The sequence below is a fragment of the Bacillus cereus group sp. MYBK101-2 genome (assembly GCF_051918845.1).
Taxonomy (GTDB): domain Bacteria; phylum Bacillota; class Bacilli; order Bacillales; family Bacillaceae_G; genus Bacillus_A; species Bacillus_A paranthracis.
In genome coordinates, this window is the sequence record NZ_JBQAIE010000012.1 from 121,120 (window position 1) to 135,473 (window position 14,354).

Here is a 14,354-nt window from a genome sequence, read left to right on the forward strand (position 1 = left end):
ATGATGATTACCAAAATAAGAAAAGATTCATATACTGTCTTATAGATAGGCCGTTGTATTAGTTCGAAATGTTGGAGGTTCTTTAAGATGACAGTTTACCATTTTGTAGGAATTAAAGGAACAGGAATGAGTTCATTAGCGCAAATTCTTCATGACATGAAGCATACTGTTCAAGGGTCTGATTATGAAAAGCGTTTCTTTACACAAACAGCGTTGGAAAAGCGTAGTATCTCGATTCTTCCTTTTGATAAAAGTAATGTAAAAGAAGGACAAGTGATTATTGCAGGAAATGCATTCCCTGATACGCATGAAGAAATCGTAGCAGCAAAAGAATTAAACATCCCAGTACATCGTTACCATCACTTCTTAGGTGACCTTATGAACCAATACACAAGTGTTGCTGTAACTGGTGCACATGGAAAAACATCAACAACTGGTTTGTTAGCCCATGTAATGCAAGGTGCACACCCTACATCTTACCTTATTGGAGATGGAACAGGGCATGGGGTAGAAAATAGTAAGTATTTTGTATTTGAAGCTTGTGAGTATCGTCGTCATTTCTTGTCTTACAATCCAGACTATGCGATTATGACAAACATTGATTTTGATCATCCAGATTATTTCACAGATATCAATGATGTATTCAGTGCATTCCAAGAGATGGCATTGCAAGTGAAAAAAGGCATTATTGCATGTGGAGATGATGAAGAACTTCAAAAAATTCAAGCGAAAGTACCTGTTATTTTCTATGGATTTGGAGAAGATAATGATTTCCAAGCACGTAACATTCAAAAGAGAACAGATGGTACTATTTTCGATGTATTCGTTCGTAATACGTACTATGACACGTTCAAAATTACAGGATACGGCAACCACAGCGTATTAAATGCATTAGCAGTAATCGCGCTTTGCCATTATGAAAACGTTGATGTAGAAGCAGTTAAGCATCAGTTAACAACTTTTGAAGGCGTAAAACGTCGCTTTAATGAAAAGCCAATGGGAGAGCAAGTTATTATTGATGACTACGCACACCATCCGACAGAAATTAATGCAACGATTGAAGCCGCTCGTCAAAAACATCCAGAGCGTGAAATTGTCGCTGTATTCCAGCCACACACATTCTCACGTACAGAAAAGTTCTTAGATGAGTTCGCTGAAAGCCTAAGCAAAGCTGACCAAGTATACTTATGTGATATTTTCGGATCAGCGCGCGAGAACAAAGGTGAATTAACAATCGAAGATCTGCAAAAGCGTATTGACGGTGCAGAATTAATTACAGATACAACAACGGATGTATTAAAGAAACATAAAAACGGCGTTCTCATTTTCATGGGCGCAGGAGACATCCAAAAATTCGAAGCAGCTTACGTAAAAGAAGTTCAAATTGCAGAGAAGTAATAGAGAAGACGCATAGCTTAGCTGTGCGTCTTTTTTGTTGTGTTCGATATATTTAAAAACCATGGATAGGTTGGTATTGTTTATTCTTTTTGTAGAGTTGTTTTAACAAAACGATATAAATTGAACTAAAAAGTACATATCCAATTAAATAATAGAATGAAAACATATCGAATTGTTTTGTTATGATGATGCGAATTGCGAAAAATGAAAATGGAAGAGCGATTAAAAGCCTTGAGCTAATGGAAATTATTGTTTTAAAGTATTTTAATAAGTCTGTATTCCAATGGTTTTCTCTACAGATGAACCAAATGTTACTTGCTATAAAAGCTAGTACAAATGGCAAATTAGCTGAAATATTGATGAAGCCTAGTACAATAGGTACTGATAGAGCACCAAGTGGACCGATAGATAGGCCAGAATAATATTTTATAAATGTATTTGTAGATTGCTGTACATCTTGAATAACGTCTATATATTCTGCTGCAATTTCCTTTGCTAGTTCTTTTGAAGGAAGAAATTCTGCAATCACTTGTGAAGGGATGCTTGCTGATGGTATCCCTTCACTTTCTTTACTTAATGCATTTTCGTATAAATCAGATTTAATTTCTAGCACATGTTGTTCGCGTGCTGATGTAGGTAAGTTCATTAAACCTTTCTGAAAATCGTGTAAGAAAGAAATAATGAGTTCATTTGCAAAGAATTGTTCCTTGTTCATTTTTTATCCTCTCCTTTAGCTAGTAACATTAGAGCTTGATACACGGCATCATAATCATGTAAGCGACTATGTAAAATTTCTCTCCCTTCGTCTGTAATGCGATAGTATTTTCTTTTTGGGCCATCACCGGACTCTTCCCAATAGGAAACAGCCCAATTGTTTTTCGTGATTCGATTTAATATAGGATAAATCGAGCCGTTCGGGATATGAAATACAGGGATTTCTTGTAATGCACTTGTAATTTCGTATCCGTACATAGGTTGTTTACTTATTAAGGATAAAATAGCGAGATCAAAAACACCTTTACGTAATTGAATTATAAAATTATCATTTTTTTCCATACTTTAACTATATATGATTCATATCTAGATATCAATCATATATAGTTATTTTTTATTTAAATGAAAATAAATTATTTAACGTTTTTTACCTATAGATGTTAGAATAATAAGAAAACTAAAAAGGGGCCGAAAAACATGTTCACACTCCGAGTAGACGACGAAATTGAATTACAGTTATTAGAGAAGCATCATAAAGAGGAACTATATCAATTAATAAATCAAAACCGTAATCATTTAAGAAGATGGCTTCCTTGGGTAGATGGGACGAAATCTGCTGATGCTTATAATGAGATTTGTCCGATGTGGTTAAAGAAGTTTGCAGAGGGAGACGGTTTTGAAAGTGGCATACGTTATAAAGGAAAGCTCGTTGGGATGGTAGGTATTCATCCAGTGAGCTGGGGGAAGAAAGCGGCAAGTCTCGGTTACTATCTGGCAGAAGATGCTGGCGGGAAAGGTATTATGACGCGTAGCGTGAAGGCTGTACTTCACTATGCATTTGAGAATTTAAAATTAAATAAAATGGAAATTAGATGCGGTGTTGAAAATGTGAAAAGTCGTGCTATTCCAGAACGTTTAGGGTTTAAGTTAGATGGTGTTTTAAGAGATGAAGAATGGCTATACGATCACTTCCACGATATCGCTGTATATAGTTTATTAGCTTCAGAATGGAAAGAGATTCAAGATAAGTAAGGTGGTTTAAGGAGGTCATTTAGAAATGGCCTTTTTTTATGAATTAAAATGGAATTAATGGTATAATTTAGGGTGGGGGTGTATGTATGAATTTTCCGATTCAAAGAAGTAAATCAGTAATATTTTTCGTTTGTCTCACGTTAGCTTTTATGTTTGTATATCCACTCGTCATGATTATCGCTAATAAAGAGCAGTGGATGACAGCGTTAATTGGGATGGGTTTATGCTTCCTTGTTAATGTACCACTCGTTTGGGAAGTGTTTATTAAAAAGCATAAAGTAGAAAATGGTGTATTAAAGTACGGTGTTTTAAATGACGATATCGTATTGAAAGAGATAAGAATCATTCGTCAAGTTGGGAAATCTCTTGAAATTACGACGAATGCATATAAAGTACATATGATTGCGATGCCGCAACATATGAAGCAGTTTTTATCACTTGTAGAAAAAGAGAATCCACATGTGAAAATAGAAATGGTGGGTAAGAAATGAAATATGTAAAACCTTTATTTTGTTTGGAAATTTTGTTTGTAATTGTTGGCTGCACTAGAGTATATACGAAATGGAATCTGCCTTTATATGTTCCGATAGTAATTGGTACTATTGCAGTGGCACTTTTGCATTATTTTCACTTTCAGCAAACAAAAAGCGAGAAAAGTAGGCCTATGTAGTTAGGAGGATTAGAAATGAAAAAAGTCCTTATGTTATTTGTATTTCTGCTAACCGCATCCTTTCTTTTACTAGGATGTAGTACGAAGAAGGAAAAGACGAATCTAAACTTAGAAAAGGCACAAAAAGTTGAAATTGAATCACTTACTGATTCAAGTGAAAAGAAAGTAATTACCGATAAGAAAGAAATTGAAAAGCTGTTTGAAGTCATGAAAATGGATAAGTGGGAAATGCAGTCGGCTCCTTTAGATACTCCGCAAGGGAAAACATTTAAAATGTATCAAGAAGATACACCAAAATTATCAGAGTCGAGTAAAGATAAAAAAGAGTTACATGAAATCGGTACAATGACAGTATATCAAGATGTCCCTTATGTTGAAGTTGAAATGAAAAATAAGAAGATGAGTTTTAAAGTGCCAGAAGATGTGGCGAAAGACTTATTAAAGTATTAAAAAAACGCTCGGAAAAATCCCGAGCGTTTTTATTATTATTTTAAGTTCTCTGGATTTAAAGCTTCTAATTCAGGTACAACGAAGCGTCCGTCTTTACGGATTAGTACGTCGTCGAAGTAAATTTCGCCGCCGCCATATTCAGGGCGTTGGATACATACTAAATCCCAGTGAATGTTCGAGTTATTGCCGTTCCATGCATCGTCGTAAGCTTGTCCAGGAGTGAAGTGGAAGCTGCCATCGATTTTTTCATCGAATAGGATGTCTCCCATTGGATGTAAGATGTATGGGTTTACGCCGATTGCGAACTCACCAACGTAGCGTGCGCCTTCGTCTGTATCGAAGATTTTGTTAATGCGCTCTGTATCGTTTGCAGTTGCTTCAACGATTTGGCCGTTCTCGAACTTAAGTTGTACATTTTCAAATGTATAACCGTTGTAAGGAGATGGCGTGTTGTAAGAAACTGTACCGTTAACAGAATCACGAACTGGTGCAGAGTATACTTCACCGTCTGGAATGTTTAAATGACCTGAGCATTTAATTGCTGGAATGTCTTTAATAGAGAATGTTAAGTCAGTTCCAGGTCCAGTTAGGCGCACTTTATCTGTTTTATTCATTAATGTAACAAGGCTATCCATCGCCTTATCCATTTTACCGTAGTCTAAGTTACAGACTTCGAAGTAGAAGTCTTCGAAAGCTTCTGTGCTCATTTTCGCAAGCTGTGCCATAGAGGCATTTGGGTAGCGAAGAACAACCCAGCGTGTTTTTGGAACGCGGATGTCTCTATGAACTTTCTTACCAACTGTTTGACCGTGAATTTGCATTCTTTCACTTGGCACGTCAGCTTGTTCGTTAATGTTATCGCCAGAGCGAAGACCGATATAAGCGTCCATATCTTTCATTACGCTTGCTTCATAGGCTGCGATTTGTTCAAAATGTTCTTCAGTAGCACCCATTAATAAAGAGCGATCTACTTGATGATCTTTTAAAGAAACGAATGGGAAACCACCAGCTGCATATGCTTCTTTAACAAGTGCAGTTACAAGTTCTTTTTGTAAGCCAAAGTTTTCAATTAATACTTTTTCGCCTTTTTGTAAGCGAATAGAGTAGTTAATTAAATTGTATGCTAACTTTTCAATGCGTGGATCTTTCATATGTAAAGCCTCCCTACTAATTATGTATCCTCTCCTATTGTAACCTACTTAGTGGAATTTGTTGAATGATTTATGTTAAAGTTAACGAATAAGTATGAAAATTCTAATGAAAAGATAGGGATTAGAACGAAACGGAAAATGATTGTATAATAGGGGAAAGTATGAAAAAGATAAAGGAAGTGATGAAATGCAAGTTCTTTTATATGTAAGTGCAGCTATTATCGCGGTTGCTTTCGCTGTATTAGTAGTGTATGTATGTAGAACGTTGTTATCGGTTCAGAAGACGTTAGAAAACGTTGCAAGCACGTTAGAAGGTTTAGAAAAGCAAATGCAAGGGATTAGCGTAGAGACGGAGCAATTATTACATAAAACAAATGCGTTAGCTGATGACATTCAACAGAAGTCACAATCATTAAATAAAGTAGTATCGGGTGTAGATGGAATTGGAACGACAATCCATTCTTTAAATACGAAACTTCGTAATGTATCAGAGTCTGTTACGGACGAAATTGAAAATAATGCAGATAAAGTAGCGCAAGTTGTACAGTGGAGTAGCGCAGCAATTGAAGTATACAATCATTATCGTGCGACAAGACAAGAGAAAAAGGTTGAAAAAGAAGAGCGTAAATTAGAAAGACTTGAGAAAAAAGCTGAAAAGAAAGAGAAGCGCTCTAGACTTCGTATGAGAGGTGAATCGTAATGAATATGACAAAACTTGAAACAATTGAAGAGTTTGAAGTACTAGTAGAAAAAAACGAGCCTTATGTTCTTTTTAAACATAGTACGACATGTCCTATTAGTCATGGTGCTTATACAGAATTTCAAGCTTATTGTAGTGAAGAAAGAGCGGTACCAGCGTACTACTTATACGTACAAGATGCAAGAGATGTTTCGAATCGTGTTGCAGAACAGTACAGCATGAAACATGAATCTCCGCAAGTGTTATACATAAAAGATGGGATGGTAGTATGGAATACGTCTCATTGGAACATTAAAAAAGATGTTTTAGAAGAGAATATTAAGTAAAAAGAAGCAAGCGAAAGGTGCTTGCTTCTTTTTTTTGTTTTTGTTGAAATATATTTAATGGTAAACTGTTAATAGTTCAAACTAAATAACTAGATTGTTGAAAGTAGGTTTTAAGTAATGAAGAAAATGGCATTATCCTTCGCAGTCGTAAGTTTATTACTAGGAGCTTGTAGTAATGATACGATTAGTAAGAAGGATGAAGTTATACAGAAAGATACGAAAGAAAAAAGCATGATTCCGAGAACTGCTGTTTCTAAAGATTATTATAGAACTGTAATTCCTTTAAAAGAACAAAAGGTTATCAATACAGCTAATGTAAAAACAAATTCTAAATTAGATTTAGCAGAGTATGAAAATGGTTTAATGAATATTGCAAAAGAGCAATTTGATACAGAAAACCATGTGCTTCAATTAAATCAGTATATTCCTGAGAAGTTAGTTGATGAACTAGTCGCAAAAGTAGAAGCACCTGTTTTGACAAATATTATAGAACAAGACTATTTCGGGAAACAGAATTCAAATGAATTAAGTTTATCTGGCGTTGTAATTGGGTTAGCTATGTCTTCAAGTGTATCCAATGAAGAGGCAATGTCTAAGGGGACTGAAGTTGCTAAGCAACTTATTGAAGCTATTCATAAAAATGACAAGTATAATAAATCCCCAATTACGTTTGCTATCTTTAAGCAAGAAAGTACAAGTTCTTTAAAAAATGGCACGTATATTGCTAGTGCTACCGTTCAAAAGAATGATACGAACCTTGGAAATTGGAATGCAATTGAAGAAAAAGCGTATTCATATCCTTCCGATGAATTTACACAAGCACATGGAGAAGATAATGAAAAAATAAATAAATTTGCTGAGGCAATGAAAGGTTTTTCTCCTGGAGACTTTATCCCAGTAAATGCTAAAGTTTCTTATAAGAAAAATCAAATGGATACATTAAATATGGATATTGTTATTAAATATAACGGTAAAACAGAATTAATGGCTCTTACTCAACTCGCCGCTCAAAGTATGTTAGACCAATTACCGAAAGATGCAAAAGTACAATTGCAGATAAAGTCCGAGAATAAAATTGAGGCAATTGTTATAAAAGAGAAAAACAGCGATAAACCGTTTGTTTCCTTCTTATAAAAAAAGACAGTGTTTAAACTGTCTTTTTTATTGTAAATAAAAGTGTGTCATGACGGGTGAGCCAAATCAAATTCAGAAAAGTAAGAGGTGAATAATATGAACTTAAAAGATTTAAAACATAAACATATTAAGTATGATTGGAAAACTATTTTTGTAGGCGTCCAAGAAAATTATTTTAGCAAAGACGTTATTTCTGATTATGCAGTAGAGTTAATGGGAATTGGTGATGAAAGCGAGTTTGTTAATGAACTTACATGGGGAGTCTCTAATGAAGATTTAGGTAAGATAATGTTAGAAATAAAAACTAATTATTTTCCTCAATTAGATGAAGAAAACAAAATGTTAGTGGAGGAGAAAAGAAAACTAAGATTTGTTTATTTATCTGAAATAAAAGAAAGGTGTAAAGAAGATAATGAGTTATTAAATAAAATTACAGAGTTTTATGGAAATCATCACTATCCAGAAGATATGGTGAGATTTGTTAATTATATGCCTCAAGAAGTTCCAACTACGAAAGAAGATATATTGAATAGGTTTGGGGAATTTTTGAAATTAGAGGAAATGCGTTATAGTTAGTGTCTGAAAATGGAAAAATAAAATGTATTGAAATTAATGGTGATGGAAATCAGTATTTTATTATGGGACCATGCGCAGTGGAAAGTTATAAACAAATATATTAAGTTGCTGAAGTAATGAAAGAACGCCGCGTAATACGCTCCATATTTCCCACTGTACTGATTTTAAAGAAAGAAGCCTATTTATACCCCTTGCATCGACAATTGTGAAGTACTCCCAGATCCAGCGCATCAAATGCCTATCATTGTCGATTTTTGTTGGTAAGTCGATATATTTCGAGTTGCGGTTGATATATTCGAAAAATGGCTGATATAAATTTCATTTACTATTGTGCTGCTTGAAATAAGGTTTCTACTTATGAAACATCTATATTTTTACAAAAAATGCCCTTTTTTTCATAAAAAATACGAAAATACGAGAAAAGAAGCGAATTTTTTCGAAACTTTTGCGGGAAAATATTGTATGAGCCTGCGTTTTTATCGTATCATTAGTAAAAGGAAGAACTCGGGACGATTGGTGGCATCTGCAAATAGAGTTGATGTCTTTTTTTCATTCAAGTAACCGATACATAACAATAGATAACAAAAATAGAAGGAGTGTGCGATGAGATGAACGTAACAATATATGATGTAGCGCGCGAAGCGAACGTTTCAATGGCTACCGTATCACGCGTTGTGAACGGTAATCCAAATGTAAAGCCTACAACAAGAAAGAAAGTATTAGAAGCAATTGATCGTTTAGGATACCGCCCAAATGCGGTAGCACGTGGACTAGCAAGTAAAAAGACAACTACAGTAGGTGTTATTATTCCTGATATCTCAAATACGTTTTATGCAGAACTTGCTCGTGGAATTGAAGATATCGCAACAATGTACAAATATAACATTATTTTAAGTAACTCTGACCAAAACAAAGAGAAAGAGTTCCATTTATTAAATACGATGCTTGGAAAACAAGTGGACGGAATTGTTTTCATGGGTGAAGATATTACAGATATTCACGCTGAAGAATTTAAAAAGTCTCCAGTACCAATCGTATTAGCAGCGTCATTTGATGAGCAAAATGAAACGCCATCAGTAAACATTGATTATACACAAGCAGCTTACGACGCAATGAAGCACTTTATTGAACAAGGACATAAGCGTATCGGTTTCGTCTCTGGTCCTTTCATTGATAAAGCGGGGAGTGCGAAGAAGTTACAAGGTTATAGAAAAGCTCTAGAAGAAGCAGGTATTTCATATGATGAAAATCTTGTAATCGATGGAGATTACACATATGACTCAGGTATCGAAGCATTCGAAAAGCTTTGGAGCCTTGATGAAAAGCCAACAGCGATCTTCGTATCTTCTGACGAAATGGCACTAGGTGTAATCCACGCAGCACAAGACACTGGATTAAATGTACCAACTGATGTAGAAGTACTTGGTTTCGATAATACACGCCTTGCATTAATGGTTCGTCCACAACTTTCAACAGTTGTACAACCGATGTATGATATCGGTGCAGTAGCAATGCGTCTATTAACAAAGTATATGAACAAAGAAAAAGTGGAAGATCACACTGTTATCTTACCTCACCGTATCCAATTTAGAGATTCAACGAAGTAAGTATAAAAAAGCTCACAGCGATTGCTGTGAGCTTTTATTCATATTCAGGATAGTATGCTTTTACTACGGTATTCACCGTTTCATTTTTCTTAACGTGTAAAAATCTTGCGTATAATTCTTTTCCAGTTTCAAATGGTGTCTCGTCTAATTCAAACACATGCAATAGTTTTCGAAACGTCCACGTTACTTGCTCACCGTACATATTATCGTACGTATGCTCAGACTGTATAGCGATTTGTTCACCTAGTGCATGAGCTTCTTCCAAACTGCTTGCTTTAACAAGAATAATACTTTCTTCAAAAAGTGTATCGCAATCCTTTTCATAATCCTCATCCATTTTCGTAGGATTAGGCTCACCAGAATGAACAGATTCAAACAATAATTTTACAGCGTACATATTATGCTGCATGTTTCACTTTATAAATAATACTTGCAACAAGCGAAGCAGGTATTGTAAATACGTTACTTTGATAATGGTAATGTATTTGAGATTCTTCATAAGACATGTTGTCATATAGTTCGTTTTGTGACATATTCATTTTCTTCTGTTTTTCTTTGAGTATTTTAATGTAGTTATACTGTATTGGGACGAGAATGATGAAATAGGCTAATACGATTAGTGAAATCCAAATCATTATGAACACTCCCTTATAAAGAATATTTGTATATAATAATTATATCAATTAATAGAAAAAATAACCATTTTTTTAAAGGAGGGAGATTAATTCTTTTTCCAAAATGCAAAAAGTTCTTCAGGACTTCGTAAATTATGTGCAAGGCATGTTTGTGCAGTATGTTTAAAGTTTTGTATGAATTGTTCTAACCTAGAAGGATCATATTGTTTCACATTGCCAGCAATAATAGTTTCATCTTTGTCTAAGTTAAGTGATATTTTTAGCAAAGTTATATTTGTTTCTAGTTGTACAATTTCCATATAAAAAAACTTTTTGTCTAAGTCAATTGTAATATAATCAAATTTCTCTACTTGTTTAAAATATCCTACAATATCTTCTTCCAATTGAAATCCTCCCAAGTTCTATAGCTTATCTGGGAGACTTCTCTATATGACTGTATAATTCCTTGTTATATGTCACATAAGTGCAAATTTAACTATTATAGGGCAATGTCATGTATAATAGAAAGAAAAGGCTTGTGAGGGGGGAGAAGAGATGATCGTTCTTTGGATAATTACGCTTTGTATGACTGCTATTTTTGCATATATGACGTTAAAACAAAATGGTTTAAAGCGATTTGTTCCAGGAAGTATTCTTGCAGGAATTGCCCTTATCACGTATGTAATTTCTATTTTTATTGAAAGTGTATCGGTGGATATGAGCACAAGTTTAATGTTTATCGGTATTACACTATTTGCAAGTAGTATTATGGTACTTATGGTTGCTGGTATTATTTTATTTATTCATATGAATTCGGAAACGTTATAGCATATAGAAAAGGCATGTCCCTCTCGGGACATGCCTTTTTATCCGTTCAATTATGCTCTATCTTTAGAAGAGTTTTGTTGTTTTAATAAGTCGCGAATTTCGCTAAGAAGTTCTTCTTCTTTTGTTGGTTCTGGAATTTCTTCCTCTTTTTCTTCTTCTTTTTTAGATGTTAGTTTGTTGAACACTTTAACGAACATAAAGATAGCTGCTGCAATAATTAAGAAATCAAAAATAGTTTGGATGAAGTTACCGTACATAATAGATGACTTACCGAATGTAAGTTTTAAATCTGTAAAGTCAACGCCACCTAATACCATACCAAGTAATGGTGTAATAACATCTTTTACTAAAGAACTAACGATTTTACCGAATGCAGCACCGATTACAACCCCGACAGCTAAATCAACGACATTCCCTTTGAAAGCGAACTTTTTAAACTCGTTCCACATGTGTTAATCCCATCCTTTCCACGATTCATTATGAAATTTATAATTCCTATCAACATATTCTATAGAAATTTGCGTGAGAAATAAAGGGGAAATGGGAATGAAAGTAAATTCTGAAAAATGTATCCGTTTTAATTTTTACTTGTAGCGTCCAGTAGGGATTGCAGCAGTTGTTGCGTTTTTAATCCTTCTAATCCATCTACAACAGGCTTTGTATCTCCTTGTACACATGCAATAAAATGATGAACAGCATCTTCAAAACCGCGTTGTTTTAACGTCGTATCCCATGATGGGGAACCAATTTGAGAAACTGCATTTTCTTGCTCAACTTCAAATGTGTTCATGTTTTTTACGCGAATGATTTTTCCTGTTGTGACAAGTTCAATTTGTTCTAAATTTGTACCGGCATGGCGGTGCATTGCGGTAGAAAGTAACATTCCATTTGCAGTTGTATATGTATGATGTCCGTAAAGAAGTTCATTCTTTTCATTGATTTGCATCATATTATGAACGACGTTAAGCTCATCGTTAGCTAACCAGCGAGCAGTATCTACAATATGTAAGTAATCATCTAACATCGTAAAGTCGTACGTATATGGCCCGACTTTATTTGTGCGGTGCTTTTCAATTCGAATCCATGAAATGTTATGAGCTTGCTCTTTTGCCGCAACATACATAGGAACGAAGCGGCGATTAAATCCAACCATTAACTTTCGGTTATACTTTTCGCTCAACTCAACTAGTTTCTCAGCTTGTTCCACTGTAGCAGCTAGCGGCTTATCAACATAAACATCGATTCCTTTTTTCAGAAGTTTAGAAACGATTTCATAATGCGATGCAGTTGAACTATGAACGAAGATTGCATCGCATTCCGAAGCTAACGTTTCAATAGAATGGAAGTCTTGAATGCGGTATTGCTGGCAAACTTGTTTTCTTTTCTCCGCGTTAGGTGTAAACGCCCCTACAAAATTCCAATCTGTTTCTTTTGTAAGTGTTGGAAGATAAGCTTTTTGTGCGATACTTCCAAGTCCAATCATCCCAATTTTAGGTTTGTTCATATGTATTCCCACCCTATTCATATTGATATAACGGGTTAAATGTAGCATAGAGCGGGGGAGGAAGGCAAAAATTAGCGTTTTACTTATATCCTTTTAGCAAAATCTTTTCTATCTCTTTAAAGTTATGAGCATGTTGCAATGGAGGGAACATGATTACGGTTGTCCATATTTGTAACTGTAAGTGAAAGGATATATAAGGTAATTTATGTTAAAATATAAAGAGGGATAAACCATCTCTGCTAATACGCACGATGGTTTGAAGGGGAGTGCAACATTTTGGGGGCTGAATTAAAGGATAATAAATCAAACAAGGTCTTAAGGATTGGAACTAATATTATAATTATTTTATTAATTATTGGTGCAATACAAATGTTTTATGATGACGATTATACGAATGATCATTTCGGCTGGTTATTTTTGGTGTTAGGTTGGATAGTTAGAAGCATTTTTAATATTACGATAGGTTTGAAAGAAGGAGATAAAAAGTCAGTGTTGCTTGATATAGGTTTGGTGCTCTTTTCCTTTTATCTTTTATTTTTATATAGTACAAAATATTTCGTCTGAAAAGAAAGCTCATAGTCTTATAGAGGCTGCGAGCTTTCTTTAATAATAAAGGTACTAGTGTAACGATTTATAAAATTTTTGAGTAGTAGAAATAAATTGAGCAGCTTCTTCTAAAAAAGGATAATGATTACTCTCCTCAAATGTCACAAAGGTAGAATTACGTATACCCTTATGCATCTCGATAGAATACTGAAGCGGGCACTGTACATCGTGTCTTCCGCATATAATAAGTGTCTTTGTTTGGATAGAAGGTAAATGTTCTCGTAAATCAAATGCTGGATATTCGTGAGAAAAAGCATTCATTCGGCTAGCAGACATTGTTTTTTTGATTGGTTTATCAAAATAAGAATTGTAGTTTTCGGGTTTATATAAAGATAATTTTGTTCGTTTGGTAGATAGTTCTTTTCGTTCCTCATTTGTAAGGTGAGGGCTTTTTAAATTTTCGATGAGCTGTTGCATATAATGAAACTGAGGATGTTCCGGATGATAAATACAAAATGGTGTTTCAGTATAATTACTTGCTGCGGCTCCAACGACGACTAGTGATTGTAAGGGATTTGGATATGTAATCGCATATAAAAGTCCAAGCATACCACCTGTTGAATGACCGGCGAAATGCCATGTTGGAAGTTGTAATGCTTCTCGTATAGCTTCTAAATCGTGAATTGTTTCAATCATACTTAATTCGTTTTCTACCTGGGCTTTTGCTGAGTTACCAGCGCCTCGTAAATTAATGAGCAATACACGATGCGTAGCAGTGAAAACATCCGCAAAGTAATCACCAGTTTCATTGAATTGTGAATAGTGATGTGTAATACAAAGCGGTTCGCCATTTCCCTTTGTAAAAAGTTCAAATGTGCCACGTTTCGTGTGGATCATTTGTTGTATCCACATAATATCACGACCTTTCCTCATAAAGTCCGTTAGTACATAAAAATATATCAACGATTATTAGAATATATCGGCGCAACTCGGAATATATCGATGATGTATAAAAGTATGTGTAAACATTTTTAGGCAAAAAATAAGGCAAAGTACCCCCTAGGTTTATCCAGAACCTAAAATGAAAGGAGACTTTGCCTCATG

At 34.6% G+C, this 14,354-nt stretch carries 21 protein-coding genes; 12 read left to right on the forward strand and 9 right to left on the reverse strand.

Annotated features, from left to right (window positions below):
• The first annotated feature begins 87 nt into the window (after positions 1-87).
• Entirely contained in the window at positions 88-1,398 is a 1,311-nt protein-coding gene (gene murC, locus ACTFSI_RS21040) for a UDP-N-acetylmuramate--L-alanine ligase (RefSeq protein ID WP_440045616.1), read from the forward strand.
• Between the two features lie 52 nt (positions 1,399-1,450).
• On the opposite strand, the gene ACTFSI_RS21045 is transcribed toward murC, so the two are convergent.
• Positions 1,451-2,113, reverse strand: coding sequence for a hypothetical protein (locus ACTFSI_RS21045; protein WP_440045617.1), 663 nt, complete (start codon positions 2,111-2,113; stop codon positions 1,451-1,453).
• Positions 2,110-2,454 (reverse strand): PadR family transcriptional regulator, encoded by a 345-nt coding sequence (locus tag ACTFSI_RS21050; RefSeq protein ID WP_000414143.1) that lies wholly within the window; start codon positions 2,452-2,454, stop codon positions 2,110-2,112. The genes ACTFSI_RS21045 and ACTFSI_RS21050 overlap by 4 nt, the downstream gene beginning before the upstream one ends.
• Before the next feature lie 135 nt (positions 2,455-2,589).
• Between ACTFSI_RS21050 and ACTFSI_RS21055 the strand changes: the two genes are divergently transcribed.
• The 4 genes from ACTFSI_RS21055 to ACTFSI_RS21070 all read left to right on the forward strand — a co-directional run bounded on the left by ACTFSI_RS21055 (position 2,590) and on the right by ACTFSI_RS21070 (position 4,264).
• Complete coding sequence (locus ACTFSI_RS21055) at positions 2,590-3,144, forward strand: GNAT family N-acetyltransferase (RefSeq protein WP_139896357.1); 555 nt, start codon at positions 2,590-2,592, stop codon at positions 3,142-3,144.
• Between the two features lie 86 nt (positions 3,145-3,230).
• On the forward strand, positions 3,231-3,635 hold the full coding sequence (locus ACTFSI_RS21060; protein WP_139896356.1) for a PH domain-containing protein: 405 nt from the start codon (positions 3,231-3,233) through the stop codon (positions 3,633-3,635).
• Complete coding sequence (locus tag ACTFSI_RS21065; protein WP_044790862.1) at positions 3,632-3,814, forward strand: hypothetical protein; 183 nt, start codon at positions 3,632-3,634, stop codon at positions 3,812-3,814. The genes ACTFSI_RS21060 and ACTFSI_RS21065 overlap by 4 nt, the downstream gene beginning before the upstream one ends.
• Before the next feature lie 15 nt (positions 3,815-3,829).
• The gene (locus ACTFSI_RS21070; RefSeq protein ID WP_044790863.1) at positions 3,830-4,264 is read left to right on the forward strand and encodes a hypothetical protein; all 435 of its coding nucleotides are present in this window, start codon (positions 3,830-3,832) and stop codon (positions 4,262-4,264) included.
• Positions 4,265-4,299: 35 nt separating this feature from the next.
• Here ACTFSI_RS21070 and ACTFSI_RS21075 read toward each other — a convergent pair whose 3' ends face one another.
• A complete protein-coding gene (locus tag ACTFSI_RS21075; protein ID WP_000654739.1) occupies positions 4,300-5,415 on the reverse strand; it encodes an aminopeptidase in 1,116 nt (371 codons plus the stop codon).
• A 187-nt stretch (positions 5,416-5,602) separates the two neighbouring features.
• Between ACTFSI_RS21075 and ACTFSI_RS21080 the strand changes: the two genes are divergently transcribed.
• The 5 genes from ACTFSI_RS21080 (at position 5,603) to ccpA (ending at position 9,758) form a co-directional block, all read left to right on the forward strand.
• The gene (locus tag ACTFSI_RS21080; RefSeq protein ID WP_001197726.1) at positions 5,603-6,115 is read left to right on the forward strand and encodes a DUF948 domain-containing protein; all 513 of its coding nucleotides are present in this window, start codon (positions 5,603-5,605) and stop codon (positions 6,113-6,115) included.
• On the forward strand, positions 6,115-6,441 hold the full coding sequence (gene ytxJ / locus ACTFSI_RS21085) for a bacillithiol system redox-active protein YtxJ (protein WP_044790864.1): 327 nt from the start codon (positions 6,115-6,117) through the stop codon (positions 6,439-6,441). Before ACTFSI_RS21080 ends, ytxJ begins: the two co-directional genes overlap by 1 nt.
• A gap of 117 nt (positions 6,442-6,558) precedes the next feature.
• Positions 6,559-7,575, forward strand: coding sequence for a CamS family sex pheromone protein (locus ACTFSI_RS21090; RefSeq protein ID WP_000738019.1), 1,017 nt, complete (start codon positions 6,559-6,561; stop codon positions 7,573-7,575).
• Positions 7,576-7,671: 96 nt separating this feature from the next.
• Positions 7,672-8,151, forward strand: a complete 480-nt coding sequence (locus ACTFSI_RS21095) for a DUF2247 family protein (RefSeq protein WP_001049285.1) — start codon at positions 7,672-7,674, stop codon at positions 8,149-8,151.
• Positions 8,152-8,759: 608 nt separating this feature from the next.
• Entirely contained in the window at positions 8,760-9,758 is a 999-nt protein-coding gene (gene ccpA / locus ACTFSI_RS21100) for a catabolite control protein A (protein ID WP_001103286.1), read from the forward strand.
• 34 nt (positions 9,759-9,792) lie between these two features.
• On the opposite strand, the gene ACTFSI_RS21105 is transcribed toward ccpA, so the two are convergent.
• The 3 genes from ACTFSI_RS21105 to dhp61 all read right to left on the reverse strand — a co-directional run bounded on the left by ACTFSI_RS21105 (position 9,793) and on the right by dhp61 (position 10,776).
• Complete coding sequence (locus ACTFSI_RS21105) at positions 9,793-10,155, reverse strand: DUF4288 domain-containing protein (RefSeq protein ID WP_041184254.1); 363 nt, start codon at positions 10,153-10,155, stop codon at positions 9,793-9,795.
• A 1-nt stretch (position 10,156) separates the two neighbouring features.
• Positions 10,157-10,393 (reverse strand): DUF3949 domain-containing protein, encoded by a 237-nt coding sequence (locus tag ACTFSI_RS21110; protein ID WP_000637879.1) that lies wholly within the window; start codon positions 10,391-10,393, stop codon positions 10,157-10,159.
• A gap of 86 nt (positions 10,394-10,479) precedes the next feature.
• Positions 10,480-10,776 carry a protein Dhp61 gene (dhp61, locus tag ACTFSI_RS21115; protein ID WP_000390664.1) on the reverse strand — a complete coding sequence of 99 codons (297 nt, stop codon included), beginning with the start codon at positions 10,774-10,776 and terminating at the stop codon, positions 10,480-10,482.
• Positions 10,777-10,927: 151 nt separating this feature from the next.
• On the opposite strand from dhp61, the gene ACTFSI_RS21120 reads away from it, so the two are divergent.
• Positions 10,928-11,200, forward strand: a complete 273-nt coding sequence (locus tag ACTFSI_RS21120; RefSeq protein WP_000636591.1) for a DUF3917 domain-containing protein — start codon at positions 10,928-10,930, stop codon at positions 11,198-11,200.
• A 50-nt stretch (positions 11,201-11,250) separates the two neighbouring features.
• On the opposite strand, the gene mscL is transcribed toward ACTFSI_RS21120, so the two are convergent.
• Positions 11,251-11,649 carry a large-conductance mechanosensitive channel protein MscL gene (mscL, locus tag ACTFSI_RS21125; RefSeq protein ID WP_000267018.1) on the reverse strand — a complete coding sequence of 133 codons (399 nt, stop codon included), beginning with the start codon at positions 11,647-11,649 and terminating at the stop codon, positions 11,251-11,253.
• Positions 11,650-11,777: 128 nt separating this feature from the next.
• Positions 11,778-12,704, reverse strand: coding sequence for a Gfo/Idh/MocA family protein (locus tag ACTFSI_RS21130; RefSeq protein ID WP_001039704.1), 927 nt, complete (start codon positions 12,702-12,704; stop codon positions 11,778-11,780).
• A gap of 276 nt (positions 12,705-12,980) precedes the next feature.
• Here ACTFSI_RS21130 and ACTFSI_RS21135 point away from each other — a divergent pair, with 276 nt between their 5' ends.
• Positions 12,981-13,268, forward strand: a complete 288-nt coding sequence (locus ACTFSI_RS21135; protein WP_265153006.1) for a hypothetical protein — start codon at positions 12,981-12,983, stop codon at positions 13,266-13,268.
• A gap of 54 nt (positions 13,269-13,322) precedes the next feature.
• Here ACTFSI_RS21135 and ACTFSI_RS21140 read toward each other — a convergent pair whose 3' ends face one another.
• Positions 13,323-14,162 (reverse strand): alpha/beta fold hydrolase, encoded by an 840-nt coding sequence (locus ACTFSI_RS21140; protein WP_440045619.1) that lies wholly within the window; start codon positions 14,160-14,162, stop codon positions 13,323-13,325.
• Between the last annotated feature and the right edge of the window lie 192 nt (positions 14,163-14,354).